The 14,495-nt window shown below is 67.5% G+C and carries 12 protein-coding genes; 5 read left to right on the top strand and 7 right to left on the bottom strand.

Annotation, left to right across the window (positions count from 1 at the left end):
* Positions 1–83 precede the first annotated feature (83 nt).
* On the bottom strand, positions 84–2,105 hold the full coding sequence (gene tkt, locus IEW01_RS09210; protein ID WP_188527311.1) for a transketolase: 2,022 nt from the start codon (positions 2,103–2,105) through the stop codon (positions 84–86).
* A gap of 220 nt (positions 2,106–2,325) precedes the next feature.
* On the opposite strand from tkt, the gene IEW01_RS09205 reads away from it, so the two are divergent.
* Both IEW01_RS09205 and IEW01_RS09200 read left to right on the top strand, forming a co-directional pair.
* Positions 2,326–2,850 carry a hypothetical protein gene (locus tag IEW01_RS09205; RefSeq protein ID WP_188527310.1) on the top strand — a complete coding sequence of 175 codons (525 nt, stop codon included), beginning with the start codon at positions 2,326–2,328 and terminating at the stop codon, positions 2,848–2,850.
* Positions 2,843–3,217 carry a cell division protein ZapA gene (locus IEW01_RS09200; RefSeq protein WP_188527309.1) on the top strand — a complete coding sequence of 125 codons (375 nt, stop codon included), beginning with the start codon at positions 2,843–2,845 and terminating at the stop codon, positions 3,215–3,217. The genes IEW01_RS09205 and IEW01_RS09200 overlap by 8 nt, the downstream gene beginning before the upstream one ends.
* A gap of 152 nt (positions 3,218–3,369) precedes the next feature.
* On the opposite strand, the gene grxD is transcribed toward IEW01_RS09200, so the two are convergent.
* The 6 genes from grxD to IEW01_RS09170 form a co-directional block, all read right to left on the bottom strand.
* Complete coding sequence (grxD, locus tag IEW01_RS09195; protein ID WP_188527308.1) at positions 3,370–3,729, bottom strand: Grx4 family monothiol glutaredoxin; 360 nt, start codon at positions 3,727–3,729, stop codon at positions 3,370–3,372.
* Between the two features lie 46 nt (positions 3,730–3,775).
* Positions 3,776–4,018, bottom strand: coding sequence for a BolA/IbaG family iron-sulfur metabolism protein (locus IEW01_RS09190; protein ID WP_188527307.1), 243 nt, complete (start codon positions 4,016–4,018; stop codon positions 3,776–3,778).
* 72 nt (positions 4,019–4,090) lie between these two features.
* Positions 4,091–4,597: a hypothetical protein gene (locus IEW01_RS09185; protein WP_188527306.1), complete on the bottom strand. Its 507-nt coding sequence runs from the start codon at positions 4,595–4,597 to the stop codon at positions 4,091–4,093.
* A gap of 131 nt (positions 4,598–4,728) precedes the next feature.
* Positions 4,729–6,933 (bottom strand): phosphoribosylformylglycinamidine synthase subunit PurL, encoded by a 2,205-nt coding sequence (purL, locus tag IEW01_RS09180; protein ID WP_188527305.1) that lies wholly within the window; start codon positions 6,931–6,933, stop codon positions 4,729–4,731.
* A 30-nt stretch (positions 6,934–6,963) separates the two neighbouring features.
* A complete protein-coding gene (locus tag IEW01_RS09175) occupies positions 6,964–7,764 on the bottom strand; it encodes a CPBP family intramembrane glutamic endopeptidase (RefSeq protein ID WP_188527304.1) in 801 nt (266 codons plus the stop codon).
* A 308-nt stretch (positions 7,765–8,072) separates the two neighbouring features.
* Positions 8,073–8,966, bottom strand: coding sequence for a LysR family transcriptional regulator (locus IEW01_RS09170; RefSeq protein WP_188527303.1), 894 nt, complete (start codon positions 8,964–8,966; stop codon positions 8,073–8,075).
* A 168-nt stretch (positions 8,967–9,134) separates the two neighbouring features.
* Here IEW01_RS09170 and IEW01_RS09165 point away from each other — a divergent pair, with 168 nt between their 5' ends.
* From IEW01_RS09165 to argC, 3 genes are all read left to right on the top strand, one after another.
* A complete protein-coding gene (locus tag IEW01_RS09165) occupies positions 9,135–12,533 on the top strand; it encodes an indolepyruvate ferredoxin oxidoreductase family protein (RefSeq protein ID WP_188527302.1) in 3,399 nt (1,132 codons plus the stop codon).
* A gap of 67 nt (positions 12,534–12,600) precedes the next feature.
* A complete protein-coding gene (murI, locus tag IEW01_RS09160; protein WP_188527301.1) occupies positions 12,601–13,413 on the top strand; it encodes a glutamate racemase in 813 nt (270 codons plus the stop codon).
* Positions 13,414–13,466: 53 nt separating this feature from the next.
* Positions 13,467–14,495 (top strand): N-acetyl-gamma-glutamyl-phosphate reductase, encoded by a 1,029-nt coding sequence (gene argC / locus IEW01_RS09155; protein WP_188527300.1) that lies wholly within the window; start codon positions 13,467–13,469, stop codon positions 14,493–14,495.

Raw genomic sequence — 14,495 nt, 5'->3', positions numbered from 1 at the left:
CACAGGTGCAACCGGCCGGGCAAAAGCAAAGCCGCCCCGGCGGTTCACCGGGGCGGCTTGGTGTCGTGACAGCGGCGCGCGGATCAGCCGAGCAGGGTCTTGACCTGTTCGACCACGGCATCCGCGGTGATCCCGAATTCCTCGTAGAGGCGCGGGGCCGGCGCGGAGGCGCCGAAGCTCTCCATCCCGACAAACCCGGCCTTCGCCTCGCGGCCGCGCTCGCCAAGGAGCCAGCGATCCCAGCCGCCCGCGCGCACGCCGGCCTCGATGGCAACGCGCACCGGCCCGGCCGGCAGCACCTTGCGGCGGTAGCTTTCGTCCTGCGCGGCGAACAGCTCCATCGACGGCATCGAGACGACGCGGGTGCCGATCCCCTCGGCCTCCAGCAGTTCGCGCGCGGCGATGGCGATCTCGACCTCGGAGCCGGTGGCGATCAGGATCGCCCGGCGCTTGGCCCCGGCCTCGGCCAGCACGTAGGCGCCTTGCGCGGTGAGGTTCTTCGCCTTGTGTTCGCGGCGCAGCGTGGGCAGGCCCTGCCGGCTGAGCGCCAGCACCGAGGGGGTGCGTTGCGAGGTCAGCGCCAGTTCCCAGGCTTCTGCGGTCTCGACCGTGTCGCAGGGGCGGAAGGTCCAGGTGTTGGGCGTGGCGCGGCAGATCGCGAGGTGCTCCACCGGCTGGTGGGTGGGGCCGTCTTCGCCGAGACCGATCGAATCATGCGTCATCACGTAAACGGTGGGCACCCCCATCAGTGCCGAGAGCCGCATCGCGGGGCGGGCGTAATCGGTGAACACCATGAAGGTGCCGCCATAGGGACGAATGCCACCATGCAGCGCCATGCCGTTCATCGCCGCCGCCATGGCGTGCTCGCGGATGCCGTAATGCACGTAGCGGCCCTTGCGGTTGGTGGCGTCGAAGATGCCCAGACCGGCGGTGAGCGTGTTGTTGGAGCCGGTGAGATCGGCCGAGCCGCCGATGGTCTCGGGCATGATCGGGTTGATAACCTCCAGCGCCATCTCGGAGCTCTTGCGGGTGGCGACCTTCGGCCCCTCGTCGGAAACCTGCTTTTTCAGCGCCTTGATCGTCGCCGAGAGACGGCGCGGGGGGGTGCCTTCGAACACCCGGGCAATCTCCTTCTGGCGCTGCTCGGAGAGGGCGGCGACGCGGTCATTCCATTCCGCACGCACCTGCGCGCCGCGCGCGCCGATCTCCTTCCACCAGCCGGCGATATCGGCGGGGATCTCGAAGGGCGCATGGGGCCAGCCATAGGTTTCGCGCAAGGATTCGATGTTCTCGGCCCCGAGCGGGGAACCATGCGCCTTGGCGGTGTCCTGAACCGCGGAACCCAGGCCGATATGCGTCTTGCAGTCGATCAGCGTGGGCTTCTTCGAGGATTTCGCTTCGGTCAGCGCGCGGTCGATGTCGTCGGGGTCATGCCCGTCGCAGGCCAGCACCTGCCAGCCGGCGGCCTTGAAGCGGGCGCGCTGGTCGGTCACGTCGGAAAGCGAAATCTCGCCGTCGATGGAGATGTTGTTGTTGTCCCAGAGCACGACCAGGCGCCCGAGCTTCTGCTTGCCCGCGATCCCGATCGCCTCATGCGACACCCCTTCCATCAGGCAGCCGTCGCCGGCGATAACGTAGGTGAAATGGTCCTGCACCCGGCGCCCGAAACGTGCGCGCAGTGCCTCCTCGGCCATCGCCATGCCCACGGCGGTGGCGATGCCCTGGCCAAGCGGGCCGGTGGTGGTTTCGATCCCGGTGGCGTGGCCGTATTCCGGGTGGCCGGCGGTGATCGAACCCCATTGGCGGAAGTTCTTGATCTGCTCGATCGTCATGTCTTCGTAGCCGGTGAGGTGCAGGAGCGCATAGAGCAGCATCGAGCCGTGACCGGCGGAGAGCACGAAACGGTCGCGGTCGGGCCATTTCGGGGCCTTCGGGTCGAACTTGAGGTGCTTGGAGAACAGCACGGTGGCGACGTCGGCCATGCCCATCGGCATGCCGGGGTGGCCGGAATTCGCCGCCTGAACGGCGTCGACGGCGAGCATCCGCACGGCGGCCGCGCGCATCCAGTGTTCGGGGTGATTGTCACGAAGCGTTGCGATGTCCACGGGGCCGTTCCTCTCAGGCGATTGCATTCACGCGCCCGTGCATAGCAGCCGGGGCGGCAAGATCAAGCGTGCCCCCCAAGTGACTGAGAGCAAAGGGGGGCGCATTCGGCGGGGGAGTTCGATAAACTCGCCTGAAGGGTCGCGGCCCCGCGATTCGCGCCACGCGCACGAAATACGGGCGGCCCGGGTATGGGAAACAATCAAGGACGTGCGGGCAGACATGACGGACATTTCCGATCTCCAGGCCAGGATCACCGCGGCGCTCGACCGGATCGGCACCGGGCTCGAGGCGCTGGACAGGGCGCCCGAGGCGCCGGCGGCCGACGAGGGCGAGGTGGCGCGGCTGACCGCGGCACTCGAAGAGGAGCGCACGGCGAACGCCCAGCTCGAGGAGCGGGTGCGCGCGATCAAGGCCAGGCAGGACAGCGCGGTCGAGACGCTGGCGCGCGAAGTTGAGCGGCTTCGCGGGCTGATGGAAGCGGAGGAGGCCGCGGTGGCCCGTCTCGGACGGGTGAACGCGGAACTGCGCGCCAATAACGCCGCGCTGCGCGAGGCGATTTCCAATGGCGTCGCCGAGCCGCACCTCGTCAACAAGTCGATGATGGCCGAGCTGGAGGGCCTGCGCGCGACACAGGGCGCCGACCGGGCCGAACTGGACGCGGTTCTGGGCGAACTGGGCGCGCTGGTGGCCGAGGCCGAGGCCGGGGTGCGCGCAACCGGCGAAGGGGAGAATGCCGATGCCTGACGTGACAATCACCATCGGCAACCGCGAATTCGAGGTTGCCTGCCAGGAGGGCGAGGAGCATTTCCTGCGCGCCGCCGCGACGATGCTCGACACCGAGGCGCAGACGCTGGTGGCCCAGATCCGCCACCTCACCGAGAGCCGGATGCTGCTGATGGCCGGGCTGATGCTCGCCGACAAGACCGCCGGCATCGACGACAACCTCAAGCTCGCCGAGAAGCGCATCGCCGAGCTGGAGGCGCAACTGGCCGAGGCTCAGGGCGCGGCAAAGGCCGCGCGGCTGCCCGAAGGGGTGGTGGACACGATGGCCGAGATCGCCGCGCGCGCCGAGGCCATCGCCATGGCGGTGGAAGAAAAAGCGGCCGGCTGAGGCGGGAGCGAAATCCGTGGCGGATTTCGGACCGGTTTCCGCATCGGAAACCGTGGCGTTTTCCGCAACGGAAAACGGCTTGGACGGTCTCGGGACATGCAAAACGCCGCCCCGCGCAAACGGGACGGCGTTTTTCGGTCAGGCCGGGGCGATCAGCCGTTGGCTTCGCGGATCTTGTCGGCGGCTTCCTTGGAATAGGCGACGCCCTTGTCATCGAACAACTGGTCGAGTTCGCCCGAGAGCGTCATCTCGGTGATGATGTCCGAGCCGCCGACGAATTCGCCCTTCACGTAGAGTTGCGGGATCGTGGGCCAATCGGAGTAATCCTTGATGCCCTGGCGGATCTGCTCGTCGGCGAGCACGTTCACGTCGACGAAATCGACGCCCATGAAATTGAGCACCCCCGCCACGCGGCTGGAGAAGCCGCATTGCGGCATGTCCTTGGTGCCCTTCATGTAGAGCACCACGTTGTTGCTGGTGACGGTGTCGCGGATGCTGTCCTTAACGCTCATGATGTTGCCTTTCCTGTTCGCGTCGCGTTGTTTTCCGTGTGGTCTGTCAATCGGGGGCCTTGGTTGTCAGCGCGAGCGCGTGGAGCGCACCGTTGGGTCCGTCCATCCTGCCCTTGAGCGCGGCATAGACCTTTCGCTGCTGCTGCACGCGGTTCAGCCCGCGGAAGCTTTCGTCGATGACCTCGGCGGCCCAGTGGTTGCCGTCGCCGGCCATGTCGGTGATCGTGATCTTCGCTTGCGGAAATTCTTCCCGGATCAGGGCTTCGATTTCCTGTCCTTCCATAGCCATGCGCGCTCTCCCCGTTCCATGGTTTCCGACAAATTTAGGCGGGTAAGGGGCTGGCCGCAAGGGGAACCCGTCTCACACCCAGTCGCGCAGGCGCGGCAGGAAGGCGGCGAGGCGGGCCGGGGCGTCGGATGCGGGGAAGGCGGCGAGGCTGTTTTCGGTCCAGTCGGGGCGGGCGTAGGCCTCGAGCAGGTCTTCGCGTTCCTCCTCGAGCGGCGCGGGCAGATCGAGCCGCCCGGCGGCCAGCAGCAGCTCGATCCCGTCGTGCACCTTGCGCATGTTGGCGAAGGCCGAGATCATCGGCTTGGCCAGCGCCGGTTCGGCGCGCCAGTCGCGCCCGTCGAACAACTCCTGCGTCACCCGCTGGCCCGCGCCGTGGCAATCGTAACGCGCACAGCCGGAAAAGCCCGCGTCCTCGAGCCGGGTGTAGAGCGCGCAGCCGAGATCGGCTTCGAGGTTTGGGCAGGGCAGGCCGGCGGGCTTGTCGATGGCGAAGTCTTCGCCGGCGTCGAAGGCGAGCGCCATGCAGCACAGCGCGGCGCAGGCGTCGCAGTCGGGGGTGAGGTCGGGAATCTGGCTCATGGCTTTCGATGACGTGGGTGCGCGCGGTTTGCAAGGGCAGGGCCGGGGTTTCACACCCGTCGTGCCCAAGGCATGCCTGCGGCGTGACACTCCGGTGCGGTATTTTTTGGACCCTGGAAGACCGGCGGCGCTCAGGTGGCCCGGGCCTCGAAGCTGGTGCGGTAGATCTGCGCCAGGTCTTCCAGCGGCGCGTCGGAGCCGCCGAGGCGGATGGCGTGGCCGGTGAAGCGGCCCACGGTTTCGATCGGGATGCCGAGCTTGCCGGCCTCGACCATCAGGGCTTCGGCCTCGTCGAAGTTGCAGGCGACGAGGTAGCGCGCCTGGTCTTCGCCGAACAGGGTGGGGGTGTCGTGCGCCTCGAGGTGCACGCCCACGCCGGCGGCCTCGGCCATCTCGAAGGCGGCGAGCGCGAGCCCGCCATCGGAGAGATCGGTGCAGGCCTTGATCAGGGCGCGGTTGGCGAGGATGAAATCGCCGTGGCGCTTCTCGGCCACGAGGTCGACCTGCGGCGCGTCGCCGTCTTCGCGGTGGAACACCTCCGCGAGCAGCGCCGACTGGCCGAGGTGGCCCTTGGTTTCCCCGATCAGCAGCGCGACGTGGCCCTCGCGGACCTGCCCCGAGATCAGTTCCGCGTCGATGTCACGGATCAGCCCGACCGCGCCGATGGTCGGCGTGGGCAGGATGCCCACCCCGTCGGTTTCGTTGTAGAGCGAGACGTTGCCGGAGACGATCGGCATGTCGAGCGCCGCCACGGCTTCACCGATGCCCTTGATGGCGCCGACGAACTGGCCCATGATCTCGGGCTTTTCGGGGTTGCCGAAGTTGAGATTGTCGGTGGTGGCGAGCGGCGTCGCCCCCACGGCGGTGAGGTTGCGGTAGGCTTCCGCCACCGCCTGCTTGCCGCCCTCGACCGGGTTGGCCTTCACGTAGCGCGGGGTGACGTCGGAGGTGAAGGCGATGGCCTTGTTGGTGCCATGCACCCGCACCACGCCGGCGCCGAGGCCGGGCGCGCGCACCGTGTCGGCCATGACCATGTGGTCGTATTGCTCGTAGACCCACTGCTTGGCGGCGTAGTTCGGCGACGAAATCAGCGCGCGCAGCCCGTCGATCGGGTCGATCCCCGGCACGTCGTCGAGCGGCTCGGCGGGCGCGGTTTCTTCCCAGGGGCGGTCATATTCCGGCGCTTCGCCGGAGAGCGCGCGCAGGGGCAGATCTGCCTTGCACGCGCCCTGGTGCATGATGACGAAGCGATCCTCGGGCAGCGTTTCGCCGACGATGGCGAAATCGAGATCCCATTTCTCGAACACCGCCCGCGCCTCGGCCTCCTTCGAGGGCTCGAGCACCATGAGCATGCGCTCCTGGCTTTCCGACAGCATCATCTCGTAAGGAGTCATGTTCTCTTCGCGCTGCGGCACGTTGTCGAGGTCGAGGCGAATGCCGAGGCCGCCCTTGTCGCCCATCTCCACCGCCGAACAGGTCAGCCCTGCCGCGCCCATGTCCTGGATCGAGATCACCGCGCCGGTGGCCATGAGTTCCAGCGTGGCCTCCATCAGCCGTTTCTCGGTGAACGGGTCGCCGACCTGCACGGTGGGGCGCTTTTCCTCGATCGTGTCGTCGAACTCGGCGCTCGCCATGGTGGCGCCGCCGACGCCGTCGCGCCCGGTTTTCGCGCCGAGATAGACCACCGGCATGCCGACGCCGGAAGCGGCGGAGTAGAAGATCTTGTCGGCGTCGATCAGCCCTGCGGCGAAAGCGTTGACGAGGCAGTTGCCGTTGTAGGCGGAATGGAAGCGCACTTCGCCGCCGATGGTGGGCACGCCGAAGCAGTTGCCGTAGCCGCCGATCCCTTCGACGACGCCGTGCACGAGGCGCCTGGTCTTGGGGTGGTCGACCTCGCCGAAGCTCAAGCTGTTCATTGCCGCGATCGGGCGCGCGCCCATGGTGAAGACGTCGCGCAGGATGCCGCCGACGCCGGTGGCGGCGCCCTGGTAGGGCTCGATGTAGGAGGGGTGGTTGTGGCTTTCCATCTTGAACACCAGCGCCTGGCCGTCGCCGATATCGACGATGCCGGCGTTCTCGCCCGGCCCGCAGATCACCTGCGGCCCCTCGGTGGGCAAGGTGCGCAGCCATTTCTTTGACGACTTGTAGGAACAATGCTCGTTCCACATCGCCGAGAAGATGCCGAGCTCGGTGAAGTTCGGCGCCCGGTTCAGGATGCGCAGGATATTGGCGTATTCGTCGGGCTTGATCCCGTGGGCTGCGATCAGGTCTTCGGTGATCTCGGGCTCTTGGGTCACGGCATTATCCCCTGCGGCAGCTTCGTTGGCGGGTTTCATACGGTATGGGGCGGGCTTGGGAAAGGGGGATCAGGTGACCTGCGTCACCCCATGCCCCCGTTTCAGCATCGTCTCGCGGTTCAGCACCACCACGATCACCGCCACGAGCGCGAAGACGGCCATGTCCCAGGGCTGGCCATCGGGCGACAGCGGGTTGTTGAGCTGGAAGTGGAACAACGCGGCCCAGAGCAGGCTGCCACGCGTGGCGTTGAACAGCGGGACGAGGATCACGCTGACCGCGACGGCGCCCCCGAGGAAGGGCATGAAGCTCCAGCCGCTTTGCGGTGTGCCCGAGGCCAGGAAGGCGGGCAGGTGCCAGATGCCCCAGATCAGCCCCAGCACGATGCCGGCCCAAAGCGGCGCCATGTGGCGCTGAAGGATCGGCAGAGCGATGCCGCGCCAGCCCAATTCTTCGACCGGGCCGAGCAGGAGCATGAAGGCGAGCACGCCGAGCAGCCCGGACATCCCGCCCTCGGGGAGCGGGGCGACGAGCGGGCCGCCCTTGATCGCCGCGCCCACGACATGGACGGCGGGGATGCCGAGCACGACGAATGCCAGCCAGATCGGCGAAATGCGCCACAGCAGAAGGCGTTTCGCGAAGGGCCTGATCGCGGTGACCCCGCCGTAGAGCACGAGCACGATGAAGGCGGCGAGGGCCGGGGAATAGACCGCGAGGATGAACAGCGGGTTGGAGGCGCTCATCGGGCCGAAAACCTCGGCCACCGTGTCGGGGATGGTGAGCAGGACGACGAACAGGCCCCAGGCGAGGCCGAAGGCGAGCGCAAGAAACGGAATGATCGCCCTGGATGGAATGGAAAAGCCGGTGGTCATCGCGAACGCCTCCCGTGGATATGCGGGGCGATCATCGGGCTTTCGGGGCGGGGGCGCCTTGACCGGTGTCAAACCCATGGCGCCGGGGCGATGGCGCGCGGTGCGGCGGCTGGCCAAAAAAAAGCCGGGCACAAGGCCCGGCCTAAGTCCAACAGGGAGGTAAAAGCTGATCTGAGTTTCCTCGGTGATCAACTTTGAAGCTCATTTATGGGGGTGGTGCCTATGGTTCAAGCAGAAATGCTGCAATGCAGCTATGCGGTCAGCGCATAGTTCGCGCCTGTTGCTCGCCGGCCTCACATGACCTTGCGTCAGGTCGCGGACCGGCGGCGGAACTCGAAGATTTCCTCGGTGACGAAATCGCGGAACGCCGCGACGCGCTTGGAATGGCGCAATTCCTCTGGAAAGGCGAGGAAAACCGGGATTTCGTTCGATTGCGAGGCAGGCAGCACCCGTTCGAGATCGGGAAAATCGTGCACCACGTAATCGGGAAGAACGCCGATGCCGAGGCCGTTCAGCACCGCCTGAAGCACGCCGAAGTAATTGTTGACGGTGAGCAGCGACTTGACGTCATGGGTCAGCAGCTCCTGCACGTAGCTTGCGCCGGCGCTGACCTGGGCGGTGGTGGTGTTCATGCAGATCAGCCGATGCTCGTGCAGGTCTTCCGGCCGGGTCGGGCGGCCGTGGGCGTCGAGATAGCCCGGCATCGCGTAGAGCCGCATGTTGACGCTCATCAGCCGCTTGCGCACGAGATCGGCCTGGCTCGGTTCCTTCATCCGGATCGCCACATCGGCCTCGCGCATCGGCAGGTCGAGCACGCGTTCCTCCAGCATCAGGTCGATCTTGAGATCGGGGTAGCGTTCGTAGAGCTTGGGCAGCCGGGGCGCGAGCCAGAGCGAGCCGAAGCCGGTGGTGGTGGTTACCCGAAGTTCGCCGAACACCTCCTCCTTAGAATCGCGGATGCGCGCCACCGCCGCCTCGAGCCGCTGGCTCATGGCGCGGGTGGCGTCGAACAGGAGCTCGCCCTGCTCGGTCAGGATCAGCCCGCGCGCGTGGCGGTGGAACAGCGTGGCGTTCAGGCTCTCCTCGAGCGCGCGGATCTGGCGCGACACCGCCGATTGGCTGAGGTTAAGGGTATCGCCCGCATGCGTGAGAGACCCCGCATCCGCCACCGCGTGAAAAATCCTGAGCTTGTCCCAATCCATCTGCATCCCGGGGGGTAGGTGTTACCGTGAACATTCGTATACCATGAGATCGGCACGGTCATGTGAAAAGCCAAGGGGCTGGCCCGGTTTGTCGTTTTACGGCCACGTTTTTTGCCGCTAGGCTCGGGCCTGTTGCCGGTTTGCCGGCCGTTTCAGCAGCGGTGCGCGATGTCCAAGCATGTTCCCAGCCTTGAAGAGCGGTTCGATCTGGCCGCCAGCCCGGTGCTGATCACCGGCACGCAGGCGCTGGTGCGGCTGGTTCTGATGCAGAAGGCGCGCGACCGGGCGTCGGGGCTGAATACCGCAGGCTACGTCACCGGCTACCGCGGCTCGCCGCTGGGGGCGGTCGATGCCTGGATGACGCGCCAGCGTGCCGCGTTGGAGGCCGCCGATATCCGCTTCGAGCCGGCGCTGAACGAGGATCTCGCCGCCACCGCGCTCTGGGGCAGCCAGCAGGCGGAACTGCGCGGCGAGGGGCGTTTCGATGGCGTTTTCGGTCTGTGGTATGGCAAGGGGCCGGGCGTGGACCGTTCCGGCGACGTTCTGCGCCACGTCAACATGGCGGGCACCAGCCCGCATGGCGGCGTGCTGGTGGCGATGGGCGACGATCACACCGGCGAAAGTTCCACCGTGGTGCATGCCTCCGACTGGGCCGCGATCGACGCCGGGATGCCGGTTCTGTCGCCCGCCGGGGTGCAGGAGGTGCTCGACTACGGGCTCTACGGCTGGGCGCTCAGCCGGTTCGCCGGGCTCTGGGTCGGGCTGAAGCTTATAAAGGACACGGTGGAAAGCACCGCCGTGGTGGATGCCCGGCTTGAGCGGATGGCGTTCGTCATGCCGGCGTTCGACATGCCCGAGGGCGGGCTGAACATCCGCCTGGTCGACGACCGCGTGCCGCAGGAGCCGCGGCTCCACGCCCACAAGATCCCCGCGGCGCAGGCCTTCGCGCGGGCCAACCGGATCGACCGGCGGATGCTGGGCCAGCCGGGCGCGAAGATCGGGTTCGTCGCGGCGGGCAAATCCTGGCTCGACCTCGCCCATGCGCTGGAGTTGCTCGGCATCGGCGCGGACGAGGCGGAGCGGCTCGGGGTGACGGCCTACAAGGTCGGCCAGATCTGGCCGCTCGACCGGGCGAGTTTCGCTGAATGGGCCGAGGGGCTGGAGCTGATCGTCTGCGTCGAGGAAAAGCGCAAGGTGATCGAGGGGCAGGCGAAAGACCTGTTGTTCGGCCGCGCAAGCTTGCGCGTGCTGGGCGCGCGCGATGCGGACGGGGCGGAGCTGTTCCCCGCGCACGGCGTGCTCGACCCGGTGATGATCGGCGAGAAGATCGGCGCCTTGCTCGCGGCCGAGGGGCGCGACAGCGAGGGCTTGCGCGCCGCCCGCGCCCGCCTTGCCGAGAGCCGCCGGGCCGATAACGGCGCGGCGCTGGCCACCCGGCTGCCCTATTTCTGCGCCGGTTGCCCGCACAACACCTCCACCAAGGTGCCCGAGGGAAGCCGCGCCTATGCCGGGATCGGCTGTCATTACCTCGTGCAATTCATGGAGCGCGAAACCGAGGGCTTCACCCAGATGGGCGGCGAAGGCGCGAACTGGATCGGCGAGGCGCCGTTTTCCACCCGTCCCCACGTTTTCGTCAACATGGGCGACGGTACCTATAACCACTCCGGCATCATGGCGATCCGCGCCGCCATCGCTTCGGGCGTCAACGCCACCTACAAGCTGCTCTACAACGATGCCGTTGCGATGACCGGCGGGCAGGCCAACGATGGCGGGCTCGATCCGCAGAAGGTCGCCGCCGAGATGGTCGCGGCGGGGGCGGCGAAGGTGGTGCTGGTGCACGACCCGAAGGAAGAGATCGACCTTTCGGCTTTCCCCTCCGCCGTCGCGCGGCGGACCCGCGACGAACTGGACGCGGTGCAGAAGGAATTGCGTGAAATCAAGGGTGTGACGGTTCTTCTTTACGTGCAGACCTGCGCCGCCGAGAAGCGCCGCCGCCGCAAGCGCGGGGCTTTTCCCGACCCCGACCGGCGGGTGTTCATCAACACCGACATCTGCGAGGGCTGCGGTGATTGCGGCGTGCAGTCGAACTGCGTCGCGATCGTGCCGGTGGAGACGGAACTGGGCCGCAAACGGGCGGTGGACCAATCCGCCTGCAACAAGGATTTCTCCTGCCTCAAGGGGTTCTGCCCCTCATTCGTGACGGTGGAGGGCGGCAAGCTGCGCCGCGAGGCCGAGGCGCGGATCGACCTGCCAAACATGCCGGAGCCGGAAAGCCCCGCGATTTCAGGCACATGGAATACGATCGTGACGGGCGTCGGCGGCACCGGCGTGGTCACCATCGGCGCGGTTCTGGCGCAGGCCGCGCATCTGGAGGGCAAGGGCGCGGCGCTGATCGACATGACCGGGATCGCCCAGAAGGGCGGCGCGGTGACGGTGCATCTGCGCATCGCCGAGAAGCCGGAACACATCACCGCGATTCGCGTGGCCACCGGCGAGGCCGATGCGCTGATCGGCGGCGACCTGGTGGTGTCGGCCAGCCCCGCCACGCTTTCGCTCTTGCAGGCAGGGCGCACCGGCGCGGTGGTGGACGGGCACGAAACGATCACCGGCGCCTTCACCCGTGATCCGGAATTTCGAATTCCGGGCAAGGGGTTGGGGATGTCTCTTGAGGCCAGGTTGAAGGATCGGCTGACGCTGTTCGACGCCAGCGAACTGGCCCGCGCGCTGCTGGGTGACAGCATCTATTCCAACATGATGGTGCTGGGCGCGGCCTGGCAGAAGGGCCTCGTGCCGGTGGGCCGGGCGGCGATCTTCGAGGCGATCGGGCTGAACGCGCAGGCCGTGGAGGCGAACCGGCGCGCCTTCGATCTCGGCCGCTGGGCGGTGCTGCACCCGGCCGAGGCGGCGCGCCACATCGGCGGCGCGGTCGAGACGGGTGAGGCCCCGCTGGCGGAGCGCGTCGCCTACCGCGAGGCGCACCTGGTGGCCTACCAGAACGCGCGGCTTGCCCGGCGTTACCGCGCGCTGGTCGACGCCGCGCCGGAAGGACTGCGCGAGGCGGTGGCGCTCGGCTATCACAAGCTCCTGGCCTACAAGGATGAATACGAGGTGGCCCGGCTGATGGCGGACACGCGGAGCAAGGCGGAAGCCGTGTTCGAGGGCGATCTGCGCCTCACCTACCACATGGCCCCGCCGCTGATCGCCCGCCCCGGTGCCGACGGGCGACCGAAGAAACGCGCATTCGGGCCGTGGATCCTTCCGATGATGGCGGGGCTGCGGCGGTTCAAGGCCTTGCGCGGCACGCCGCTTGACCCCTTCGGCTACAGCGCCGAACGGCGAATGGAGCGCGCGCTGATCCGCGAATACGAGGCGGATATGCGCGAGGTCTTCGGGCAGGTCGCCCCCGCAACCGAAGCCATCGCCCGCGAGCTTGCCGGGCTGCCGCTCACGATCCGCGGCTTCGGCCCGGTGAAGGCGGCCAACGCCAGGGCTGCCGCGCGCCGCCGGGCGGAACTTCTCGCGGTCTTCCGGTCAGGCGGCGAGGCCGCCGCGCGGGCGGCGGAGTGACGCCGCTTTTGCTGGCGTCGCCCGGGGTTTGATCGTAGAACCGGGCCGACACTCTGAGAGGGAAAACATGGCGGTTGGCGTTTTCGATTCTGGTCTGGGCGGGCTGACGGTTTACGATGCGCTGACCAAGCGCCTGCCGGATGTGCCCTTCGTCTATTTCGGCGACAATGCCCATGCGCCCTACGGCGTGCGCGATGCCGATGACATCTTCAAGCTCACCACCGCCGCGGTGGAACGGCTCTGGGACGAGGGCTGCGACCTGGTGATCCTGGCCTGCAACACCGCCTCGGCCGCCGCCCTGCGCCGGATGCAGGAAAGCTGGCTGCCGCCGGGCAAACGGGTGCTCGGCGTGTTCGTGCCGCTGATCGAAGCGATGACCGAGCGCGACTGGGGCGACAATTCCCCGCCGCGCGAGGTGGCGGTGAAGCATGTCGCGCTGTTCGCCACGCCGGCCACGGTCGCGAGCCGTGCCTTCCAGCGCGAACTGGCGTTCCGCGCCATCGGCGTGGACGTGGAGGCGCAGGCCTGTGGCGGCGTGGTCGACGCCATCGAGGAGGGCGACATGATCCTTGCCGAAGCCCTCGTGCGCAGCCACGTCGACGCGCTCAAGCGCAAGATGCCCACCCCGGAAGCGGCGGTTCTGGGCTGCACCCATTACCCGCTGATGGAAGACGTGTTCCAGGATGCGCTCGGGCCGGAGGTGAACGTCTACAGCCAGGCCAGCCTCGTGGCCGACAGCCTCGCCGATTACCTCGGCCGCCACCCGCAGATGAGGGGGCCGGGAGAAGAGGCGAAGTTTCTCACCACCGGCGATCCGCGCCGGGTGAGCGACCGGGCGACGCAGTTCCTGCGACGCAAGATCACCTTCGAAGCCGCCTGATTGCGCGGGCGCCCGCGCGCCCCCATATGCCGACCCATGAGAACGAGGGCCCCATGACCCACAAGATCGCCATCCTCGGCGCCTCCGGATACACCGGGGCGGAACTGGTGAGGATCATCGCCACCCATCCGACGATGGAAATCGTCGCGCTTTCGGCCGACCGCAAGGCGGGGATGCGGATGGGCGATGTCTACCCCCATCTTGCCCATCTCGACCTGCCCGCGCTGGTGAAGATGGAGGAGATCGATTTCGCCGGCGTCGATCTTGTCTTCGCCGCGCTGCCGCACGGGCTGAGCCAGGCGCTGGTGCGCGATCTGCCGCGCGGCGTGAAGGTGGTCGATCTCGGCGCCGATTTCCGCCTGCGCGATCCGGCGGCCTACGAGAAATGGTATGGCCAGCCGCACGTGGCGCCCGAGTTGCAGAAGGAGGCCGTCTATGGCCTCACCGAATTCTACCGCGACGAGATCCGCGACGCGCGGCTGGTGGCGGGCACCGGCTGCAACGCGGCCACGGTGCAATACGCGCTGCGCCCCCTGATCGGACAGGGGTTGATCGACCTCGACCGGATCATCTGCGATCTGAAGAACGGGATCAGCGGGGCGGGGCGGTCGCTCAAGGAAAACATGCTGTTCGCCGAGCGCGCGACCAACGTGGAAGGCTATGCGCAAGGTGGCAGGCACCGCCACCTCGGCGAGTTCGACCAGGAATTCGCGCTGCTCGCCGGGCGCCCGGTGGAGATCATCTTCACCCCGCACCTCGTGCCGGCAACTCGCGGCATCCTCGCCGATTGCTACGTCGAGGGCGATCCGCAGGCGATCCATGCAGCCCTCGCGCGGACCTATGCCGACGAGCCCTTCATCACGGTTCTGCCATTTGGCCGCGCGCCGGGTATGGGACATGTTACCGCGTCGAACCTGTGCCATATCGGTGTTATTCCCGATCGCAAGGAGAACCGCGCGCTCATTGTCTCGACGCTCGACAACCTCACCAAGGGGTCGTCGGGGCAGGCGGTGCAGAACGCGAACCTGATGTTGGGCGAAGACGAAACCACCGGGCTGATGCTGGCCCCGGTGTTCCCGTGA

Source organism: Sinisalibacter lacisalsi (assembly GCF_014640115.1).
GTDB lineage: Bacteria > Pseudomonadota > Alphaproteobacteria > Rhodobacterales > Rhodobacteraceae > Sinisalibacter > Sinisalibacter lacisalsi.
The sequence above is the reverse complement of the archived record's forward strand: the minus strand, read 5'-3'. Positions and strand labels throughout refer to the sequence as shown.

What these genes read in the sequence shown, in the direction of transcription:
- IEW01_RS09205 (WP_188527310.1), top strand. Translation starts at nt 2,326, where the DNA reads ATGACGGACATTTCCGATCTCCAGGCCAGGATCACCGCGGCGCTCGAC.
- IEW01_RS09200 (WP_188527309.1), top strand. Translation starts at nt 2,843, where the DNA reads ATGCCTGACGTGACAATCACCATCGGCAACCGCGAATTCGAGGTTGCC.
- grxD (WP_188527308.1), bottom strand. Translation starts at nt 3,729, where the DNA reads ATGAGCGTTAAGGACAGCATCCGCGACACCGTCACCAGCAACAACGTG.
- IEW01_RS09190 (WP_188527307.1), bottom strand. Translation starts at nt 4,018, where the DNA reads ATGGCTATGGAAGGACAGGAAATCGAAGCCCTGATCCGGGAAGAATTT.
- IEW01_RS09185 (WP_188527306.1), bottom strand. Translation starts at nt 4,597, where the DNA reads ATGAGCCAGATTCCCGACCTCACCCCCGACTGCGACGCCTGCGCCGCG.
- purL (WP_188527305.1), bottom strand. Translation starts at nt 6,933, where the DNA reads ATGAAACCCGCCAACGAAGCTGCCGCAGGGGATAATGCCGTGACCCAA.
- IEW01_RS09175 (WP_188527304.1), bottom strand. Translation starts at nt 7,764, where the DNA reads ATGACCACCGGCTTTTCCATTCCATCCAGGGCGATCATTCCGTTTCTT.
- IEW01_RS09170 (WP_188527303.1), bottom strand. Translation starts at nt 8,966, where the DNA reads ATGGATTGGGACAAGCTCAGGATTTTTCACGCGGTGGCGGATGCGGGG.
- IEW01_RS09165 (WP_188527302.1), top strand. Translation starts at nt 9,135, where the DNA reads ATGTCCAAGCATGTTCCCAGCCTTGAAGAGCGGTTCGATCTGGCCGCC.
- murI (WP_188527301.1), top strand. Translation starts at nt 12,601, where the DNA reads ATGGCGGTTGGCGTTTTCGATTCTGGTCTGGGCGGGCTGACGGTTTAC.
- argC (WP_188527300.1), top strand. Translation starts at nt 13,467, where the DNA reads ATGACCCACAAGATCGCCATCCTCGGCGCCTCCGGATACACCGGGGCG.